Annotated in this window: 19 protein-coding genes; 18 read left to right on the top strand and 1 reads right to left on the bottom strand. The window is 64.1% G+C overall.

Going from position 1 to position 18,396, the window contains the following annotated elements:
- Nucleotides 1-409: 409 nt before the first annotated feature.
- The gene (locus tag AC13CY_RS00610) at nt 410-739 is read right to left on the bottom strand and encodes a hypothetical protein (protein ID WP_228219914.1); all 330 of its coding nucleotides are present in this window, start codon (nt 737-739) and stop codon (nt 410-412) included.
- A 152-nt stretch (nt 740-891) separates the two neighbouring features.
- On the opposite strand from AC13CY_RS00610, the gene AC13CY_RS00605 reads away from it, so the two are divergent.
- The 18 genes from AC13CY_RS00605 (at nt 892) to AC13CY_RS00520 (ending at nt 17,522) form a co-directional block, all read left to right on the top strand.
- Entirely contained in the window at nt 892-1,686 is a 795-nt protein-coding gene (locus AC13CY_RS00605) for a DUF4942 domain-containing protein (protein WP_170223900.1), read from the top strand.
- Between the two features lie 13 nt (nt 1,687-1,699).
- Nucleotides 1,700-3,307 (top strand): DUF4942 domain-containing protein, encoded by a 1,608-nt coding sequence (locus AC13CY_RS00600; RefSeq protein WP_074211727.1) that lies wholly within the window; start codon nt 1,700-1,702, stop codon nt 3,305-3,307.
- A gap of 469 nt (nt 3,308-3,776) precedes the next feature.
- Nucleotides 3,777-4,082, top strand: a complete 306-nt coding sequence (locus tag AC13CY_RS00595) for a hypothetical protein (RefSeq protein ID WP_074211726.1) — start codon at nt 3,777-3,779, stop codon at nt 4,080-4,082.
- Nucleotides 4,079-4,687, top strand: a complete 609-nt coding sequence (locus AC13CY_RS00590) for a DsbA family protein (protein ID WP_074211725.1) — start codon at nt 4,079-4,081, stop codon at nt 4,685-4,687. The genes AC13CY_RS00595 and AC13CY_RS00590 overlap by 4 nt, the downstream gene beginning before the upstream one ends.
- Entirely contained in the window at nt 4,687-5,331 is a 645-nt protein-coding gene (locus tag AC13CY_RS00585; RefSeq protein WP_253557345.1) for an OmpA family protein, read from the top strand. Before AC13CY_RS00590 ends, AC13CY_RS00585 begins: the two co-directional genes overlap by 1 nt.
- Nucleotides 5,328-6,113, top strand: coding sequence for a hypothetical protein (locus AC13CY_RS00580; RefSeq protein ID WP_253557344.1), 786 nt, complete (start codon nt 5,328-5,330; stop codon nt 6,111-6,113). Before AC13CY_RS00585 ends, AC13CY_RS00580 begins: the two co-directional genes overlap by 4 nt.
- 10 nt (nt 6,114-6,123) lie before the next feature.
- Nucleotides 6,124-6,537, top strand: coding sequence for a lytic transglycosylase domain-containing protein (locus AC13CY_RS00575; protein ID WP_022524272.1), 414 nt, complete (start codon nt 6,124-6,126; stop codon nt 6,535-6,537).
- A complete protein-coding gene (locus AC13CY_RS00570; RefSeq protein WP_253557343.1) occupies nt 6,534-6,896 on the top strand; it encodes a TrbC/VirB2 family protein in 363 nt (120 codons plus the stop codon). The genes AC13CY_RS00575 and AC13CY_RS00570 overlap by 4 nt, the downstream gene beginning before the upstream one ends.
- A 16-nt stretch (nt 6,897-6,912) precedes the next feature.
- Nucleotides 6,913-7,206: a type IV conjugative transfer system protein TraL gene (gene traL / locus AC13CY_RS00565; RefSeq protein WP_022524274.1), complete on the top strand. Its 294-nt coding sequence runs from the start codon at nt 6,913-6,915 to the stop codon at nt 7,204-7,206.
- Nucleotides 7,206-7,763: a type IV conjugative transfer system protein TraE gene (locus AC13CY_RS00560; protein WP_253027960.1), complete on the top strand. Its 558-nt coding sequence runs from the start codon at nt 7,206-7,208 to the stop codon at nt 7,761-7,763. Before traL ends, AC13CY_RS00560 begins: the two co-directional genes overlap by 1 nt.
- Entirely contained in the window at nt 7,760-8,452 is a 693-nt protein-coding gene (locus AC13CY_RS00555; protein WP_483052177.1) for a hypothetical protein, read from the top strand. Before AC13CY_RS00560 ends, AC13CY_RS00555 begins: the two co-directional genes overlap by 4 nt.
- Nucleotides 8,445-9,932, top strand: coding sequence for a TraB/TrbI/VirB10 family type IV secretion system protein (locus AC13CY_RS00550; protein WP_230834883.1), 1,488 nt, complete (start codon nt 8,445-8,447; stop codon nt 9,930-9,932). Before AC13CY_RS00555 ends, AC13CY_RS00550 begins: the two co-directional genes overlap by 8 nt.
- A gap of 4 nt (nt 9,933-9,936) precedes the next feature.
- Nucleotides 9,937-10,434 carry a TraV family lipoprotein gene (locus AC13CY_RS00545; protein ID WP_074211719.1) on the top strand — a complete coding sequence of 166 codons (498 nt, stop codon included), beginning with the start codon at nt 9,937-9,939 and terminating at the stop codon, nt 10,432-10,434.
- Nucleotide 10,435: 1 nt separating this feature from the next.
- Complete coding sequence (locus tag AC13CY_RS00540) at nt 10,436-13,048, top strand: TraG/VirB4 family ATPase (protein WP_253557341.1); 2,613 nt, start codon at nt 10,436-10,438, stop codon at nt 13,046-13,048.
- A 69-nt stretch (nt 13,049-13,117) separates the two neighbouring features.
- Entirely contained in the window at nt 13,118-13,840 is a 723-nt protein-coding gene (locus tag AC13CY_RS00535; RefSeq protein ID WP_483052176.1) for a M48 family metallopeptidase, read from the top strand.
- 71 nt (nt 13,841-13,911) lie between these two features.
- Nucleotides 13,912-16,824 (top strand): HD domain-containing protein, encoded by a 2,913-nt coding sequence (locus tag AC13CY_RS00530; protein WP_483052175.1) that lies wholly within the window; start codon nt 13,912-13,914, stop codon nt 16,822-16,824.
- Between the two features lie 82 nt (nt 16,825-16,906).
- Nucleotides 16,907-17,158, top strand: a complete 252-nt coding sequence (locus tag AC13CY_RS00525; protein ID WP_179931209.1) for a hypothetical protein — start codon at nt 16,907-16,909, stop codon at nt 17,156-17,158.
- 106 nt (nt 17,159-17,264) lie between these two features.
- On the top strand, nt 17,265-17,522 hold the full coding sequence (locus tag AC13CY_RS00520; RefSeq protein ID WP_022524282.1) for a hypothetical protein: 258 nt from the start codon (nt 17,265-17,267) through the stop codon (nt 17,520-17,522).
- Nucleotides 17,523-18,396: the final 874 nt, after the last annotated feature.

The raw sequence follows: 18,396 nt of genomic DNA, 5'->3' as shown, positions 1-18,396 counted from the left end.
AGATCATCCTCGACTTCGGGCAGGATATCGGGCGCATGACGGTGCTCAAGACGCTGCGGAGCCGACTGCGTTATCCACGAGGAACGCCATGCTGACCGTCAATCGGCGACACTCTATCCACAAGCAGTTCCAAGCGACACGTGATCGCCAGATATGTCGTGCCTGGCGGGTGGAAAGGCATGACAAAACGGGCCGTCAGCACCGATCAGCACGGTGGGTTTTGGCAATAACGGGCTTGCGAAAGCCAACTTGCACGGGCGAATGATCAAAAAGTGCTCGCTGGCGGTGATAGGGAAAGTGTCGGCGCCGGCTTCACGGATTCAGGTCTTCTGATAGCGCTGGGGTTATACCAGCTTCCAAATAACCAACGCATTTTGCCCTCCTGGGCCGTGTCCGGCCCAGCAGTGCATCACGGCTCGTCATCCTCGCTATCCGGTTTTCCCGCGAGGACCGTCAACCGCTCCCCTCCGCGGCTCGTCAGCCAGTCATCCAACGCCACCACCATATCTTTGGGCAACCTGACCTCGACGGTCACGAACGCCCGATCAACCTCGGCCCGAATACGCTTAGCGGCTTGTGAGACAGCCGCCCGGCTGATGCCGTGGCGTTGCGCGGCCTCGGCATAGGTAGCGCACACTCCCTCTATCACTTCAACGGCAGCATCACAGGCCCTTCCGCGAAGCCTAAGCCTCGCCAGGGCAGCGTATAGCTGTCCCTTGCTGATGTCCCAATCTTCCATGCGTCCTCCTTATAAGTGTGCTTTGCACGCGAAAAATGCTTGCTGTAAACACTTTGTATGCCGTAAGGTGTTTACATCGTACCGACAACGCAGCGAGGCCGCTACCGATGCAGCAAGACACGACGCAGCTCCCGTCCCCCGCCCTGGGAGCCATGGATGACCTGCTGGCGCGTCGAGAAAAGGCGCTGGCGCTGGCGCAGGGTGCAGCGGCGCAACTGGCCGAGGCCGCCTCCCTCATGCCCATCAGCAGCTTCCGGTTTGCTTCCATGCTCCGGCACCTGACCTGGCACGATCTCAGCGTTCGCCCCGAGGCGTTCTGTGACCGGATCGCCAACGAGGCACGGCAGACCTTCGATGCCAATGGCTGGCGCTGGTTGCTCGATAGCTCCGGCCTGGGTGACGTGATGACCGCCCAGGACAAGCAGGAGGTGCAGCGCCAGCTCAATGATGACCCCCTGCCGTTGAACCGGGAGAACGTGCAATCGACCTTTGTGGCCCTGTTCGAGACACGCCATGAGGTATTCCGGCGCGGGGTGGTCGAGCTGTTCCAGAGCCTCTGCAAGCGGTATCGCAGCCACAGTGCGTTCAAGGTCAAGCGGCGGCTGGTGGTCGAGCAGGCGTTCAGTGAGCACGGCGGCTGGCGCAGTTTCGGGAGCGCCAGGGAGCGCGTGGATGACCTGGAGCGCATCTTGCTGGTGCTGGAGGGCCTGGAGCCGTCCCAAGTGCCCCATGAGGAGCGGCTGGCTCACCGCCTGCAAGAGCAGCGCCATGCCGCCTTGCTGGGCGATGGCGACCGGGCCGGGGAGCTGGAAACGGAGTGGCTGGTTTGTCGCTGGTTTGCGAACGGGAACCTTCACCTCTGGCTGAAGCGCCCCGACCACATTGACCGGATCAACGGCCTGATCGCGGAACACTACGGCGCCGCGCTGGCGCACGAGCGCTACTAGGGAGGACACCCACATGATTCACGAAGCTATCGACACCCGCGCCAGCACCGAATACCTGGACGACCTCGGGGAGTTCTTCGCCCCCGTCTCCACCGACCTCATTGACGGCCTCGTGGGCGAGCGCCAGGCGAGGAAAGCGGAGATCGAGGGACTGGCCAACCTCGTTCTTGGCGAGGGATACAGCGCGGCCATGGGCTACTTCCTGGAGGGGAACCAGCACGACCTCTCCCGGTTCGGCGGCCATCAGGTATCACGACTGTTCGATGTCGAGGGTGCCGTGGCGGCGTTGGATGCAGACATGTGGCAGCGGACGCTGGCGCTGACTGATGTGCTCGACGTGATGCCGGCTGACCGGCGCTATGAGTGGAATGACGAGATCCGCCGCCACAAGGCCCCGGCGTTCGAGGAAGCCACGGTTCGAGCCACCCTGGAGCAACTGCTGTTGCAGCGGGCCGAGTTCTTCGCCGAGAAGGTAGATGGGGTGTTCCGCGCCCTGTCGGGCCAGCATGTCACCAACCGCCCTGAAGGGTTCAGCAAGAAGATGATCTTCGGTGGCCTGCTCGACGTGCTGGACTTCATCGACTCCCGCCGCTGCGGCTATATCCACGACCTGCGTACCGTGCTGGCGCGTTTCATGGGGCGCGAGGAGCCCTTGCCGGGGACGACCCGCAAGGCCCTGGATCTCGTGAAGCGCCGCCTTGGGGTATGGCATGACCTGGATGGCGGTGCCATCCGGCTCAAGCTCTACAAGAAAGGCACCTGCCATGTGGAGGTTCACCCGGAGCTGGCCTATCGGCTCAATGCCATTCTGGCGAGCCGGTATCCGGCTGCGATCCCGGCAGCCTTCCGCAAGCGGCCCTCTGCTGGCGCCAGCAAGAAGCACTTTGCCGCCCTTCAGATGCCTCTGCCCTCGGCGGTGATCAGCCAGATCGCCGACGCCCGGCTCAACGGTCGCAAGCTCAGCCTCTCCTGGTACACGCTCGATCAGCAGTCGAAGCGCGAGCGCCAGGCCATCGAGGAGGCCCTGGTGGGTATCGGGGGTGCCAAGGTCGATATGGCGACCTTCGAGTTCGACTATGACCCCGAGGAGGCGCTGGCGCATCTCGTGATGACCGGCTGCCTGCCTGAGCAACGCTCGCACCAGTATTACCCGACCCCGGCGAGTGTGGCCGAGGAGGCTGTGGACCTCGCCGAGATCCGCCCACACGACAAGATCCTGGAGCCGAGTGCAGGGCAGGGCCATCTGGCCGAGTGGCTGCCACAGGCGCAGACGACCTGCGTGGAGCTGGCGGACCTTCACTGCAAGGTGCTCGCGGCCAAGGGCTACACCTGCCACCACGCGGATTTTCTGACCTGGGCTGAAGATGGGCGCATGGCTGGCGCCTTCAGCAAGGTCGTGATGAACCCGCCCTTCAGCCAAGGCCGAGCGGCCCTGCATCTTGCCGCTGCGGCGAAGTGTGTCGCCCCAGGCGGTCGCCTGGTGGCCGTGCTCCCGGGCTCCCTGCGCGGCAAGGACGTGCTGCCAGGCTGGGACGTGTCCTGGTCAGCGCCTCGGCAGGGGGAGTTCGCGGGAACCGGCGTGACGGTCGTGCTCCTGGTGGCCGACCGCCCCGCCGTTTGACTGGCTGGCTGGCGCGGGCCGCCCGCTCGCGCCAGCTCAGGCCCTTGGGATAGCATCGCAAGGCGCGAGACAGGAAGGGTGATCGCATGGACCGTACTTGCCGAGAGGCGTATCAGTTATCGCATGAGCTGTACCGGACGCTGGGCAACTACCAGCCGTCCCCCCTACGCTCCTTGGACGGCAGAAGACCTGGCCTGGCTGGCTGGCGCTGATGATGCGTCAGGCTGCTACCCCGATCGCGCCACCCCGGCGCCGGCCCCAACGACGCCGGCCCCCACCGACCAACTCGCCCTGTTCTGACCCCGCGCCAGCAGGCGCTCCTCCCTTGCCGCAGAGCGCGTGATGACCGCGCATCCTGCGCCGATCGAAAAAAATCGCCCTCCCCCGCCATTTAGTGTCAGTGGCCGCCCTATCAGTCAGCGAGGCCCATTCGGGCACCTGATGAGAGAGCACCGCTGGGAGGCGGAATATGATGGGAGTTCGTGGTAGCACGCTGATCGGCGTGGCCATCCTTGTATGGGTTGCATGGATCGTCCTGGCGACCGACTCAGAAGCTCGTATTGAGCGCACCTGCCAGCCCGTTCTGTGGTTCGGCAATGTGGCAACGTCCCTCACACAGCTGACCTTCAATGAATATCAGGACTCGGTGCAGGAGAGCTTCGAGTCTGCCGACTACGCCTGCCGCTTTACCGTGTGGCGCCTGCTGCACGAAGACGCCTGGATTGAGAGCCAGCAAGGCACCGATCCCGAGGCGCCGACCGGGGAGGGCGAATGATGTTCGCGCCCCGTCGATTCCCCGCTCTGTTTCGCACCCTGGCCACCACCCTGCTCGCCGTGGGGGTCAGTGCTGGCGCGACGGCGGCTGAACCACGCCCTGTCGCGCTGGTCGAGTTCGCCAGCTTCGATTGCCAGTTCTGCCAGGCAATGAGTGATCACCACCCGGCGATCGAGGCAGCCGTCGAAGACGCCGAGCTTGAGTACCGCTACGCCCCTCTCCCCTCCCACACCAGCCTCGAGCGTGCCTGGCGCGAGCGCACCTATTACGCCTCCCGTGAGATCCCGGGGATCGCTGAGGAGGTCCGTGAGGCGTTCCTGACAGCCGGGAAAACTGGCGTCCCTCTCGAAAACCTCGATGAGGTGCTGGCGCATCTCGAGCTTCACGTTCCCCAAGTCCGCTGGAACCAATTTTCTGAAGACCGCATTCAGGACCGCAGCTCAGTCGAGGCCATTGAGCGGGCCATCCGGCTTGCTCAGCGGGCCGAGCTGCGGGAGTACCCAGCCTTTGCTGTCGTCTCTCGCTCCGGTGTCGAGCTGCTGAGCCTGACTGGCGACGTGGATGAGAAGGCCGAGGCGGTAATCAAGTATCTGGAGAACCTTTGATGTCCTTGCGAAACCCCGTGCTGGCCGCCTCGCTCGTGGCCACCCTCGCTGGCTGTGTGGCCCAGCCACCGGCTGACGAGCCCAAGCGTTGGGAGGTGTTGCCTGACGCCTACAACACCCTGACCAGCCGCTATGTCCTGGTCCCGGGCTATGAGCACCTGGGTGTCTACGCCAACCGTACTTACAACTGGTACTACGGCGCCGGCAAAGGCCTGGAGCGGTATGCCCAGGGCGGCACCATCTACGACGAGGCGTACTGGCAGGCCCGCTACGCGGCCATGCCGGATGAGTACAAGGACGCCCTGGATGGCGTGCCGCTGGCGCGATTCCACTTCGAGTTCGACTCCACCGCCCTGACCCCGGCCTCCCAGCGAGAGCTTGCGTCCTTCCTGGATGGGGAGGCGCTGACCGGGCGCGTGCTCGTGGTCGGGTACACCGACCATATCGGACCCGAGACCTACAACGGTCCCCTCTCCCAACGCCGAGCCGATGCGATCGCTAGTGAGCTTCGCAAGGCCTGGCCTGATGCCCGCTTCCTGACGGAAGGGCATGGCACCTACCCCAAGCTGGTTGACGGCACGACCGATACAGCGCGGGCGGCTAACCGTCGCGCCGAGATTTTTCACCTGGAGGCAGATCAATGAACGTCTTTATCGCCCACGCCCAGATCCTCCGTAAGGAGCCGCCGAAGGAGCCCGGTCGCTCCGGCCTGATGGTCCTGAAGGTCGGCAAGAACAAGCGCACCACCGACGCGCTGATCCAGTCGGTGAACCAGATCATCGTGCGCATCCCGGGGCATCTGTCCGACCGAGCGGCCAAGCTGCCGGTGGATTCCTACATCGAGATTTTCGGCCATGTCGGCGGGATTGTGCGTCGCTCCCAGGTTTCCGGCGAGCAGCACCTGAGCGCTGAGCTGGCGGCCAACAACATCCAGCCGGCCACGCCGATGATCGAGGGCAACATCGAGAAGCACCTGTTCAACCGCTTCATCGCGGTGGGCCTGCTGCGCGGCGTGAAGAGCCCGGAGAAGGAGGGACCGCCCTCCACCGCCTACCTCCAGATTGGCCCGGATCGCCCGGACCTGGGCCGCTCGTTCCAGCATACCGGCGTGATCGGCATGGCGGCCTTTGGTCGTGTGGTCGACCGCCTCGCGGAGTATTCGGCCGGCACCGCTCTGCACGTTGAGGGTCGCGTCACCGGCCTGTTGCGAAAGATCCCCAAGCCAGGCGCCGAGGGCGGGTTCGAGGAGAGCCTGGAAGTCGGCCTGGTGATGGATCGGGTCACCCCAACTGCGATGGTCGCCGAACGCATGCTGACGCCCTTCGAGGCGCCCAAGCCGGCCGCCGAGCGGCAGGACACCACCCCGCAGTCCAGCGCCGAAAGCGAGCGCCAGTCGGCGACGGCTGCTGATCAGGCTCAGAGCTAGGAGGTCGTCAGTGTTCGCCCTACCCGATTGTGCCGTTGAGATCGCCGCCTACTACGAGGTGCCCATCCAGGTAGTCGCAGCTGTCCGCCAGCAAGAAAGCGGAAGCCGCGGCCAAGCAGTCGGCCGTATCGGGCCGAACAAGAACGGCACCTATGACCTCGGTGCCATGCAGATCAATACATGGTGGCTCGATCCAGAGACCAACCGGAATCACCTCCAGCAGTGGGGGATTACCGAGCAGGAGCTGCTGGAAAACGAGTGTACGAACATCGCCGTTGGAACGTGGATTCTCTACGAGAACATCACGCGCTATGGCGACTGGGAGGCGGCCTTGGCCGCTTACAACGCAGGGTCACCGGAGAGCCCGGTAGGCCAGCAATACGCAAACCAAGTCCTTGCGACACTAGGAGATCAGTACCAATGACTACTTCCGTCGAGATCCGCGACACCAAGCCCAGCAAGTTCGCCCAGCTGCGCGAGTCGCTGACGACCAACAAGAAGCGCATCGGGGAGCGTTCCCTGCTGGTGGCCACCACGCTTTTCATGGCCATGCCCGCCTGGGCGCAGTCCACCGAGTTCCAGGACTTCGCCGACAAGGTGGAGGATCTTGCGCATGGCCCCTTCGGTATCGGCATCTCCATCCTCGCGCTGATCATCGGCTGCCTGGTGGGCCTCGGTCGCCAGTCCGCAGCTCCCGCCTTCCTTGGCCTGGGGATTGCCGGCGCCTTCGCTGTCGGCCCCTTCATGATCAGGGAAATCTTCAGCTGGTTCTCAGGCACCTGAGAAGGAGTAACGGGTCATGTCCAACGAGTCCTATCGGATTCCACAAGATGTCGACGCGCCAATCCCCATCTTCGCGTGGGAAATGACCGAGGTGGTCGTGGCCATCATGGTCATCGGCGTGGGGATCATCATGCGGTTCTTCATCCCGGGCCTGGTGGCCGGGATCTTGCTCATGATGGCGGCCAAGAAGATGCGTGCCGGCCAGAAGCGGGGGCAGGTTCAGCACGTCTTGTGGCGCATGGGGCTGCGGCTTGACCCGTTACTTGGCAAGTACGCCCCCCGTCCCATGCGCCTGGAGTACATCCGCTGATGAAATACCTCAACGCACTCCGTAATCAGTGGATCGCGGCCCGGGGCTGGATGTTCTGCACCCTGCTCCTGGCTGGGCTGCTGATCTACGTCATGCAGAGCTATGTGCAGCTGAGTGCCAACATGCCCACCCGGCTGGTCCCCTATGACCTGCACCTCATGCAGGGGCCAGTCGAGGTAGGCGCCAGCGCCGGCTACACCGATGAGGACTACCTCACCGAGATAGCCGTGGCTGACACCCAGCTGCACAGCACCTGGACCCCGAACAACGTCGAGAGCCAGTACGCACGCTTCCAGAACCGGATGACCCCGGCCCTGTACGCGAAGGTCGGCAACGACCTTCAGGGCCGCCTACCGGACCTGGAAAACTCCGAACGCTCCCAGGCGTTGTTCGTAGAGCACACCGAGGCCCTGGAAGACACCGTTCGGGTCACGGGACGGCTTCGCGCCTGGATCGGCAGCGAGCAGGTTGAAGACCGGCCGATCGCCTACCGGGTCCGCTACGCCTTCAGCGATGGCGTGCCCTACGTCGCTGGTTTCTCTGTGGAGGAAGAATGAACAAGCCCAAGATGCTGGGGCTGATCGCGGCGGCGGCCATGGTCGCCGCCCCCTTCGCCAGCGCCAGCGATGAAGTCCAGACGGTGGCTGTGTCCACTGATGCCTATAACCGGCTCGTGTTCCCCGAGCCGTACTCGCAGATCGTGATTCCCCCGGAAGCCGAGCTGCGTGATAACCCCGTGCCCACCGATGGTAAGCGGGGCCTGTTGATTCGACCGGCTGAGGATGCAGAGCCCTTCTCTGTCTTCGTTCAGCTGAAGAGCGGCGAGGCTTTCACTGTGAAGCTGGCGCCGGATGCTGACATCGAAGCCCAGGTGTTCCGCTACCGGAATGCCCCCGACCTCTCTGAAAAGCCCGAGCAGGAAAGCCGGCCCAAGGATCGCTGGATAGCCGACACCATCCTGTCCGCTTTCCAGGGTGGCCGCCCTGCCGGGTTCGAGCCATCGGGCCGCCCGTCCAGCGCCCGCATGGAAATGCCCAACGGCGGCACCCTCAAGCTCACCGCCCAGGACCAATACCGTGGCTCCGGCCATGTGGTGAACGTCTATGTCCTGTCGGCCGACACCTCCGTGGAAGTCGGGCCTCGAGACTTCTACCGGGCCGGCGTCGTGGCCATCTCCCTGGATGGGGATGTGGTGAGCGAGCGCCAGAACCCTCGGATGATCGTCGTGGAGGTGGATCGTGGCTGAAGAGCAAGAGAACCAACAGCCTGAAGAAACTGGCGGCGGCAAGGCCTCAGCGGTTTCTCGGGCCAAGTCCAAGATCGTGTCACAGGGCCTACTGGAACGCGCCCAGACGCGCAAATGGCTCCTCTACGGGGGCATTGCCTGTCTGATTATCTGGCTCGCCGCCAGTAAGGCGATCAGCGAGCGTAACAGCGACAGCAATGCCGCCCCGCCTCCTCCTGAGTTCGTGGACACCTCCCCGGATACCCGGGCGGGAGAAGAGGCAACCATCTCGCGCCTCCAGCGCCAGCTTCGTGATGCCAATGAGCAGATTGCCCAGCAGCGTGAGCGCCAGGAGCAGCGTGACGAAGAGTTTATGGAGCAGCTGGAGTCAATCAAGTCCTCCATGGAGACCGAGCGCGAAGCGATGCAGACCACCATGGCTGAGCTGCGCGAGAGCCTGGTGAACGCCTCGGATAGCGACGGTGATGCTGGGGTGCGGATCGGCACCGGGTCACGCGATAGCGACAACAGCGCCAATCGCTCGCCGACTGATTACCTCCGGCCGCCGCGCAGCGATGATCCCGGCGTGGTGCCGCCGCCCCCGCTGGCGCGTCGTGACAGCGACTCAGGCCGAGGCAACCTGCCCCCGCGCCAGCAGACCTCTTCCGGTTCGAGCGGTGGGGTCATCCCCTCGCAGCTGCCCCAGCTCCGGCAGCCCGATGAGCCTGCTGATCCCATCGTGCTCGATGGCTCGAGCGGTGAGTCCAACGCCCGGATCATCCGCAACGAGGAAGTCGCTCAAGAGGACGACGAAGAGAATATGGGACCGCCGAAGGCTGGGTTCCTCCCGATGGGCTCGTTCTCCGAGGTCGCGATGCTGACCGGCGCCGATTTCGGTGCCGCCGAACGGACGCGCAACAACCCGCAGCCGGTGCTCTTCCGCATCCAGAACGATGCCTTCCTCCCGGGTAGTGCCCGGTATCGCCTCGCCGACTGCTTTGGCATGGGCGGTGGCTACGGGGATCTCTCGAGCGAGCGGGCGCACATCAATGTCACCCGGATCTCCTGCGTCGACACCAAGACCGGGATGATGCTCGAGTCCCCCATCAATGGGTACATCGTGGACTCCGATGGCCGCCTGGGGCTGCGCGGCAATGTTGAGCGTCGTGCTGGCGCCTTGCTGGGCAAGGCCATGCTGGCTGGTTTCGCCGAAGGCGCCAGCAGCCTCGCGGCGACCGCTGCCCAGGGGGCAGAGCAGGCCGTGACCGGCAGTGGCGTGGTGACCACCGTTGACCCCGATAGCGTTGGCGAGGTGGGCCTGTACGGCGGGGCTGGTCGTGCCATGGAGATCCTGGCCGAGCGCTACATCGAAGAAGCCGAATCCATGTTCCCGGTGATCGAGGTTCCCTCTGGCCGCCGCGGGACCGTTGTGATCCAGGAAGGTCAGCAGCTTGAGTGGGAAGCCTACGAGCTGGCCGACAAGATGCCGACCCAGGAGTAACCCGATGACCAAGAAGCTGTTGATCCCCCTGGGCGCCCTGCTGCTCCTCGGCGGCTGCGCCACCGTCAAACATGATTGCGATCTCGGCGAAGAGTGCGTGGGCACCAGTGATGTCTACACCGCGGCCGTGGCCAATGAGGGCTCAAGCGAGTCAGTGATGGAGGGCGTGAAGCCCGCTTCCGAGGCTGAGGAGGAGCAGATCGAGCAGTGGCGCCCCTACAGCGGGGGCGGTCTCACTGACCAGCCGGTATACCAACCGGGCAAGCCCGTGCGTATCTGGGTAGCCCCGTGGCGCGGTGACGATGGGATTCTCCGCTCTGGCGAATACCTCTACGTCACCCTTCCCGATTCATGGCGCTATGGCGAGCTGCGCGAGGCAGGCGTCGGCGCCGGCATGATCGGGCCTGCGCCAGGCGAGCTGCACATTGCGCCTGCGGGGCGTGGGCGCCAGCCGAACCCGAACCGCATCCAGCCGCAAATGCAGATCGTCCCGGAGGAGTGAGATGAAGATCACTGCGATGACCCGCATGCGGCACCAGTTGCGTCGCATGATCCAGCAGGGGGCACCGGACTACGGAGACCGGGCTCTCCCTCTCCAGGCGGCCGAGGCGCTGACCGAGCGGGATGACCCGGCCACCCTGCTGCCCTACCTCGACTACGAGGATGGCTACTGTGTTAGGGACGATGGCAAGCACCCTCAGCTGGGGTTTGGCATCCAGTTCTCCCCGCTCATGGTCGCCGGCAAGGACATCGAGGAGCAGATCGAGTCGCTGATTACCCGGGCGCCAGCTGACACGGTGATTCAGTTCGTCGCGCACAGCTCTCCGGCCATCGAGGACCGCATCCAGACCTGGGAGACACGGCGGCTGCGCTACTGCAAAGACCCCATGCTCAAGGAGTTGGTGGAGCGGCGCAGCCAGCACATGCTCGATGCCGCGGCCAACAACAAGAGCCTGCTGCCGAACGAGCGCCTGTACCCTCGCGAGGTCCATTACTTCGCCTTCTTCACGATGACCTTCGACGGTGACCCGGAGCACGCGGAGGAGATCCGCTCATGGCGCCACATGTGCGACGAGTTTCGCCAGTCTGTGCAGGGGGCCTTCGCGTCGATGGGCCTTGGCCCCGCGCTGATGAATGAGTTGGGCGCCCGCCGCGTGCTGCGCCGTATCGCCAACCCGCAGATGGTGCCTGGTGAGCTTCAGCGCCTCGAGAAGGAGGATGGGAGCTTTGTCGATTCGATTTTCGACAAGCGGACCCGCATCCGCGTGAAGTCGTCTGGCGCCATCCAGTTCAGCGATGACGAGCGCGAAGTCGACGTGGTGCCGATCACCATCGACACCTACCCGGACTACCTGCGGCTCTACATGACGGGTGACCTCCTGGGCGAGCTGAAGTCGGCCACCGACCGGATCGCGCCGGCCTACTGGATGCACACCACGATCTACAAACCGTCGACCGAGAAGGCGCGGAACGACATCACCATGCGCATGGGGATGATCTCCAAGCAGTGCATGAGCGATTCCGAGTGGTACAAGGGCATGATGCCCCACCTGTTCACTCGGCGCCGGGACACCCAGCAGCTGCTCAACGACACCCGCTCGAGCTACTGCCCGGTGCGCATGTGGTCAGGGATCAACATCATCACCGAGCCAGAGCGTGCGGCCTCAGATGCCGACTACGTTACCTCTCTGTGGCGGAAGGCGGGGTTCCGGGCGTCCCGCGAGCGCTACATCACCCTGCCGATCTGGCTGTCCTCGCTGCCCTGGGGCTACAACCCGCGCATGGACAAGCCCACCTCGGGCCTCCAGCGGGCGCAGATGGTCTCGAGCCTCAATGGGGCCTGTGCGTCGATCTGCCAGGGCGACTGGGGCGGCAATGGCCCAGTGGTCCGCAAAGACCCTCAGGGCAACCCGTACCTCTATGCCAACGGCCTGCTCCTGGTCTCGCGTCGGGGGCAAATGTCGTGCATCGACATTTTCGACTCGGCGACCTCCTACAACTTTTCGGTCATCGCGACCTCGGGGGCGGGCAAGTCATTCCTCGCCAACGAGTTCGTCACCGACATGCGTTGTCGGGATGGTGTGGTGCGGATCATCGACGTGGGCGGCTCCTACAAGGAGCTGTGCGAGCTGCTGGGCGGACAGGAGCTGCGCTTCGACCCCAACTACCCGGTGTCCCTCAACCCCTTCTGGGGCATCCGCGGCAAGCAGCGCTACGACGATGATGATGGGGGGAGCGAGATCGCCGAGATGATCCCGGTCCTCAAGGACGCTATCTCGCAGATGGCCTTCCCGCTTGGGGAGCCGGACAACTACGAGTACCAGCTGATCGAGAAAGCCATCCTGGAGAGCCATGACGCGCATGGCGAAGTCATGGAGACCCAGCACGTCTACCAGTGGCTGGCGAAGCGGGCAGACAGTGATCCCGTGGCCAAGAACATCGCATTGCAGCTGGAGCCCTATGCGGTCGGCCGCCACGCTGCCTGGTTCAACGGCGAGCCGCAGCTGGACCTCTCCAACGAGTTCACGATCCTCGAGCTTGAAGAGCTGAACGTCGACCGCGAGCTGCGCAACGTGGTGATGACGCTGCTGATGGCGCGGACCACCCGGGACATGTACCTGCGCCCCCGCAACATCCCCAAGATGATGCTGATCGATGAGGCCTGGGATCTGCTGGCGGACCCCAAGAGCGGCAAGTTCATCGAGACCGCTTTCCGCCGTATCCGTAAGTATTACGGCAGCGCTGGTTTCATCACCCAGGGCTTCAAGGACACCGACCTCTCGCCGGCTGCCCAGGCTGCCTTCGATAACGCGCCCTGGACGTTTGTGCTCAAGCAGTCCGGCCCGTCACTGGACTATGCCGAGAAGAACGGCAAGCTGGGCGGCGAGGACGAGTTCCTGTTCGACATGCTGCGAGGCGTGAAGCCCGGGGCGGGCTACTCGGAGGTGTTCGTCAAGCACGAGAGCGGTGGTGGTCTCTTCAGGTTCGTGGTCGACCCCTACTCGTACTTCCTCTACTCGACCAATCCGAAGGATCAGGCCCGCTTGATGAAGCTCACCGAGGCGGGCCACAGCACGCAGGAAGCCATCCGCATGCTCGCCGAAGGGCAAGGGTAGGGTTGGCTGGTGCTGGCGCTTCTATCCGCCCTGTCGGCCTGTCTCGCTGGGGCGGTGGGCTACTCGGTCATGGTGGTGCTGCCAGTGGTGGTGTTCATCGGGGCGCCTCTGGAGCTGCTGCGTCCACCGGGCGAGATGGCCGTCTCGCACACCCTGGCCCAAGGCACCATTCTGGCGGGAGCCGCCGTCTCCATCCTCGCTTGGCTAGGGTATCGGCTGGCGCCAGCCAGCTACCGGGTCGGCCGCCTGTTCCCCGGGGCTCGCGAGCTGGCTGATCGTGTCTGGGTCTACGAGTCCCCTGCCCTTCAGGCCTATGCCATGCCCAGCCCTACGGGTGGCGTGGTCATCCTGACGCGGGCTGCCTTGAACCTTCCCAAGGCAGAGCTTGACTGGCTGCTGGCGCACGAGCGATCGCACCTGCGCCGGGGGGATGCCTCGGCCAATCTCTGGTGGTGGACCCAGCACCTCGTCCTGCGGCTGGCGCTCCGCGTGGCCCTGGTGATTCACACGCTGCTGCGTCCCGTGCCTGTCCTGGGGCTGGTCAGCCGCCTCTATTACAACGTCGCCTTCCTGGGCTTGCGGCTGGCGCTGTGGCTGTTCAAGGCGCTTGACCGGCATCTGGGCCGCCTCATGGAGTATCGCGCCGACAGCGATGCCGCACGCGCCACCACGGCGGTGGCCGGCTGCTACCTCCTAAGCCGCCTGCCAGCTGGCCTCGAACCCAGCTGGGGGCTTTTCTCCACTCACCCGCCCACCTATCGGCGGATTCGGCGTCTGGAGCGCATGATATGAGCCTGATGGGCTATCGCTCGACTCTCCTGCGATCCGTCATTGCCCTGACGGTCTTCTACAGCCTCGCTGGCATGGTGGCCTTCTACGCCATGGGGCCAGAAGCGCTCCAGGCGTGGCTGGAGGCTCGTGGTTTCTGGAATACGGACAGGGGCGACATCAATCCCGCGAACGCCGCCTCAGCGGCCACAGAGGCGGTGGTGGCCAGGGTCGATGCTGTCTGGCCCTGGTTGGTTGGCGGCATGGGCGTGGGGACACTGATCGTCCTCATGGTGGTGTTGGTCGGCCGGGTCGTGCGTCGTTATCGAGCGAAGTCCCGGGGCGAGTTTCGTGGCATGGATCTCACCATCACGTCCATGCCCACACCCGCCCCGGTGAAGTTCAAGCCGATCAAGGCACAGCTGGCGGGTGACGTGCCCCGCCATCATCTCCCGCTGATTCACCAGCTGCTGGGCTACCTGCAAGCACACCCTGACGCCTACTGCGGGGATGGCCATGGGACGACGCTGCTCGAGCACCACCTCGGCGTCATGGATCAGGCCTTCGAGTATGAAGGGGCCGACCCTCTTCTGCCCCTTGCTGCGGCAGCGCACGACATCGGCAAGACGATTTCGCATGCGAAACTGGACGGCGAATGGGTACGGTTCTCCCCTCACGACAAGGAGGGTGGTCGACTCCTGCCGAAGTTTCCCGCCTGGTGGGAGCTGCCTGATGATGAACGGGCGATCCTTCTGCTGGCGGTCAAGTACGAGCACTCGCCCTCCAAGATGCCGAGCACCTTCCCAGGGCTCACCGACAAAGGCCTGCGTCGAGCGAGCACCCTCCTCCAGCAGCTACGGGAAATCGATGGGCTCACGACGCGCACCGAGAAGAGCAAGGTTCTGGAGTCAGTGGATGTGGAGGAGCTGGCGATCGATGCCTTCCTGCGCGTCATCCCCCTGGTGCCTTATCAGGTCAAGGGCCTGGCCAAGGGGGTGAAGGCGGCGGGCTTTCGCGTGGGCGACCGCCTGTACCTGTCCGAGCCGATGATCCGTGAAGCCTCCCTGACCAAGCTGGGGCAGGGTGTTGCCGAGGCGCTTGGTGGTGGCTATCGCGCTCCTGGCAAGACTGGGCAGTTCACACAGATCCTCTTGAAGGCGCTCCATGATCGCGGGTGGCTGGTGACCGAAGCCGAGGGCGTGCCGGAAGGCAGTGAAGCAAGCAAGACGTGGACGCTACCAGCTGATCAGGCGCTGTGGCGCGTGCGATCCGGCATCATTGAGTTCCGGGGCATGATCGCCGTCGAGCTGCCTGAGGAGCATCACGGGCTGTATCCGCGAGAGACTGCCTATGAGGTGACGGTGATCGGCCCGCTGCGCACCAGCGCTGGCAGTGGCGTCGTGCCGACCAAGGACAGCGGGAAGCGTGAAGAGCGTACCGAGATTCCCAAGGGCATCCCTGCCTCCGAGGTATGCGAGGTCAGCCTCTTCGCCGGTTCACAACCTGGAGGCGATGCCGGGAAGGTGGAGCTGCCAGCTGCCGGTGGGGATGTTGCACCGAAAGACGAGGAGCCTGCACCGAGCAAGGCCCAGAAGGACAGCCCGCCTTGGCTGCTCGAGGATGGTGACAACGCCAGCACGGCGTCAGTCAGCGGTGGGGATGCTGCACCGAAGGACGAGCCCGTAGGTGGGAACGCTGCACCGAAAGGAGGGGAAGCTGCTGGCGCTGGGGTTGTCCCGGCCCAGGATGAGGCCTCGAAAAGTGACGTGTCATGGCTGCTGGATGATGGTTTCGAGGATGCCGCGCCGCCAGTCAGCGGTGGGGACGCTGCACCGAAAGGCGACCCGGTAGGTGGGGATGTTGCGCCGAAAGGCGAGCAGGACACCGACGCAGCCGGTGAGCCCGCCCCGGAGCAGGCCACGAAGCATGACGCCTCCTCGCTCCTTGAGGACGATGACGGCGCCAGCGCGGCCTCAGGCAGCGGTGGGAACGCTGCACCGAAGGGCGACCCGGTAGGTGGGGATGTTGCGCCGAAAGGCGAGCAGGCCGCCGACGCGGCCGGTGAGCCCGCCCCAGAGCAGGCCCCGAAGCATGACGCCTCCTGGCTCCTCGAGGGCGATGACAGCGCCAGCACAGCGCCAGCCAGCGGTGGGAATACTGCACCGAAGGGTGACCCGGTAGGTGGGGATGTTGCGCCGAAAGGCGAGGAGCCCACCCCGGAGCAGGCCCCGAAGCATGACGCCTCCTGGCTCCTCGAGGACGATGACAGCGCCAACATGGCCTCAGCCAGCGGTGGGGATGCTGACGATCCAATAGGTGGGGACGCTGCACCGGAAGAGGCTGCGGCGGCCGGTGGGAACGCTGCACCGAAGGGTGACCCGGTAGGTGGGGATGTTGCGCCGAAAGGCGAGGAGCCCACCCCGGAGCAGGCCTCGAAGCATGATGCCTCCTGGCTCCTCGAGGACGATGACAGCGCCAACACGGCCTCAGCCAGCGGTGGGGATGCTGCACCGAAGGGTGACCCGGTAGGTGGGGATGTTGCGCCGAAAGAGGCTGCGGCGTCCGGTGGGGATGCTGCACCGAAGGACGACCCGGTAGGTGGGGATGTTGCGCCGAAAGGCGAGGAGCCCGCCCCAGAGCAGGCCCCGAAGCATGACGCTTCCTGGCTCCTCGAGGACGATGACAGCGCCAACACGGCCTCAGCCAGCGGTGGGGATGCTGCACCGAAAGAGGCTGCGGCATCCGGTGGGGATACTGCACCGAAGGATGACCCGGTAGGTGGGGATGTTGCACCGAAAGGCGAGCAGGCCGAGGAAGGAGCCCAGGAGGCCGAGGCGAAACTGTCGCCAATCGAGCGGCGGTTGCAGAAGCGCCGAGCTAAGGCGAAGAAGGCATCCGCCAGCCACTCCAGCGGGAGTGCGTCACAAGCTGGCAGCGACAATGGTGCTGGCGCGAAGGGCAAACGAGCAAAGGCCGAGGTGGCAGGGCCGCCCAAGCTCTTCAGCTGATCCTTGCGGGAGGCCACCGGAGTCATGGCTACCCCTATCTCTCCTCGAGACCTGCAATCCCGCAGGAATGAGGAGAGAGACCATGCAGAACACTGAAGACGTGCTGATCGTTCGGGAGGAGAGCGACCTCCGTGGATTCTGGCGAGCGTATGAGCGCCACCATGAAGGTGCAGACCCTGCCGAATTCGGCATTGAGCGCAGATGCGCCCAGGTGCGGTTCCATCGACGTGATTGGCCCTGTTCGGCCTCCGCGAGGCTTTCGATCGATGGTCAGCGCCGCACTTATCCGGTCACGCACGGGCTCTATGGCCTAGTTGTCCGCCCGGATCGCTGATTCCCTGCCTCCCCTAGCTGCTGCTGCGGGAGGCCTCCCTCCAAGTGTCACCTCACCCCCTATCTCCTTATGAGACCTGCATTAGAGCAGGAATGAGGAGGAAAACATGTTTGAGAAGATCCGACGATGGTTGCGAGAGCGACCTCCACTGATGAGGCCTGCAAGCCTCCAGGTTGTCACAGAGGATGTGCGTAAGCTGGGAATTGGCGCCATGGGTGCCGGTGTACTCGGGTTGTTCGCCCCAAGTGACAAAATCGCCCTAGGCGATTCAGTTGCCTTGTTTGCTCTGGGTGCTATCATCTGGGTAACAGGCATCATGCTGCATGCGCTCAACGAGCGCAGCCGACCTGATACCGAGGAGTAGGATATGACACCTTTTGGTTGGATGATCTTGGCTTTTGCCCTGCTTATGGCAGGTGTTTGTGGTTTCACTTATGTTCAGATTTTGCGCAACGATCACCAGCAGCATCGCAACGGCAGTAGTTAGCCCAATCCTGGAGATTGTCATTCTCGCCAGGACAAATCATTGTGATTTGCTATTCAACAGGCTCCCTCCGGGAGCCTTTTCCATTTCTGGGGGCCGCGTCGATCCCCGATTACCTGAGCGCCAGCTACCCCACCGCCTTGGACAGGGATAGGGCGACAGCCCCCACAATGACCATGCCCCAGGCATACGGGCTGGCAGCCATGCGTGACAACACCTGCCTGACAGGCCGGCGTGCAGTGTTTTGGCAGGCCTCTCGAAGCCGCATGGCCTCCCTCTCGAGACGCTGGCACTCCTGCGCCAGCGTGGCTATCTCTCGCTGCTGCTCTGCGATCGCGTCGACGACGCTGCTCTCCCGGATATTCGACCGCCAGGCCTGCTTCGCGTGTTCTGTGACCAGCTCGCCGGCCAGCATTGGCTTTGACTTGGCGGTGATGCTGTTGCCGGGGGTGCCCGGGATAAAGGCTATGCCGAACTGCTCATCCCGCCTTATTCACGAGGGCGCTGATTGAGCGGTCTGAAGGTACTGGCTGTTGGCATTGCTTATCAGGATTCGCCTCTTCAGCGCGAGTGGCTGTTGAGTAATGCCAGAACGCAGCCCTTTTCCTACTTACTTATAGCTCTTTGGAATCAATGGCGGCCGTCCAAGCAGCCGTGATCGCCTACCGCCGCTCCGGTCGCTCGCTTTCTGATGCTGTGGTGGTCTCGCAGGAGCGTCAGCTCAGTGCGGTCAGCTTCGGCAACCCCTTCAGCA

This window comes from Vreelandella sp. L-15 (genome assembly GCF_056857635.1).
The sequence above is the reverse complement of the archived record's forward strand: the minus strand, read 5'-3'. Positions and strand labels throughout refer to the sequence as shown.

What these genes read in the sequence shown, in the direction of transcription:
- AC13CY_RS00585 (WP_253557345.1), top strand. Translation starts at nt 4,687, where the DNA reads ATGTCCTTGCGAAACCCCGTGCTGGCCGCCTCGCTCGTGGCCACCCTC.
- AC13CY_RS00595 (WP_074211726.1), top strand. Translation starts at nt 3,777, where the DNA reads ATGATGGGAGTTCGTGGTAGCACGCTGATCGGCGTGGCCATCCTTGTA.
- traL (WP_022524274.1), top strand. Translation starts at nt 6,913, where the DNA reads ATGTCCAACGAGTCCTATCGGATTCCACAAGATGTCGACGCGCCAATC.
- AC13CY_RS00555 (WP_483052177.1), top strand. Translation starts at nt 7,760, where the DNA reads ATGAACAAGCCCAAGATGCTGGGGCTGATCGCGGCGGCGGCCATGGTC.
- AC13CY_RS00525 (WP_179931209.1), top strand. Translation starts at nt 16,907, where the DNA reads ATGCAGAACACTGAAGACGTGCTGATCGTTCGGGAGGAGAGCGACCTC.
- AC13CY_RS00570 (WP_253557343.1), top strand. Translation starts at nt 6,534, where the DNA reads ATGACTACTTCCGTCGAGATCCGCGACACCAAGCCCAGCAAGTTCGCC.
- AC13CY_RS00610 (WP_228219914.1), bottom strand. Translation starts at nt 739, where the DNA reads ATGGAAGATTGGGACATCAGCAAGGGACAGCTATACGCTGCCCTGGCG.
- AC13CY_RS00580 (WP_253557344.1), top strand. Translation starts at nt 5,328, where the DNA reads ATGAACGTCTTTATCGCCCACGCCCAGATCCTCCGTAAGGAGCCGCCG.
- AC13CY_RS00530 (WP_483052175.1), top strand. Translation starts at nt 13,912, where the DNA reads ATGGTGGCCTTCTACGCCATGGGGCCAGAAGCGCTCCAGGCGTGGCTG.
- AC13CY_RS00540 (WP_253557341.1), top strand. Translation starts at nt 10,436, where the DNA reads ATGAAGATCACTGCGATGACCCGCATGCGGCACCAGTTGCGTCGCATG.
- AC13CY_RS00590 (WP_074211725.1), top strand. Translation starts at nt 4,079, where the DNA reads ATGATGTTCGCGCCCCGTCGATTCCCCGCTCTGTTTCGCACCCTGGCC.
- AC13CY_RS00600 (WP_074211727.1), top strand. Translation starts at nt 1,700, where the DNA reads ATGATTCACGAAGCTATCGACACCCGCGCCAGCACCGAATACCTGGAC.
- AC13CY_RS00605 (WP_170223900.1), top strand. Translation starts at nt 892, where the DNA reads ATGGATGACCTGCTGGCGCGTCGAGAAAAGGCGCTGGCGCTGGCGCAG.
- AC13CY_RS00545 (WP_074211719.1), top strand. Translation starts at nt 9,937, where the DNA reads ATGACCAAGAAGCTGTTGATCCCCCTGGGCGCCCTGCTGCTCCTCGGC.
- AC13CY_RS00520 (WP_022524282.1), top strand. Translation starts at nt 17,265, where the DNA reads ATGTTTGAGAAGATCCGACGATGGTTGCGAGAGCGACCTCCACTGATG.
- AC13CY_RS00560 (WP_253027960.1), top strand. Translation starts at nt 7,206, where the DNA reads ATGAAATACCTCAACGCACTCCGTAATCAGTGGATCGCGGCCCGGGGC.
- AC13CY_RS00535 (WP_483052176.1), top strand. Translation starts at nt 13,118, where the DNA reads ATGGTGGTGCTGCCAGTGGTGGTGTTCATCGGGGCGCCTCTGGAGCTG.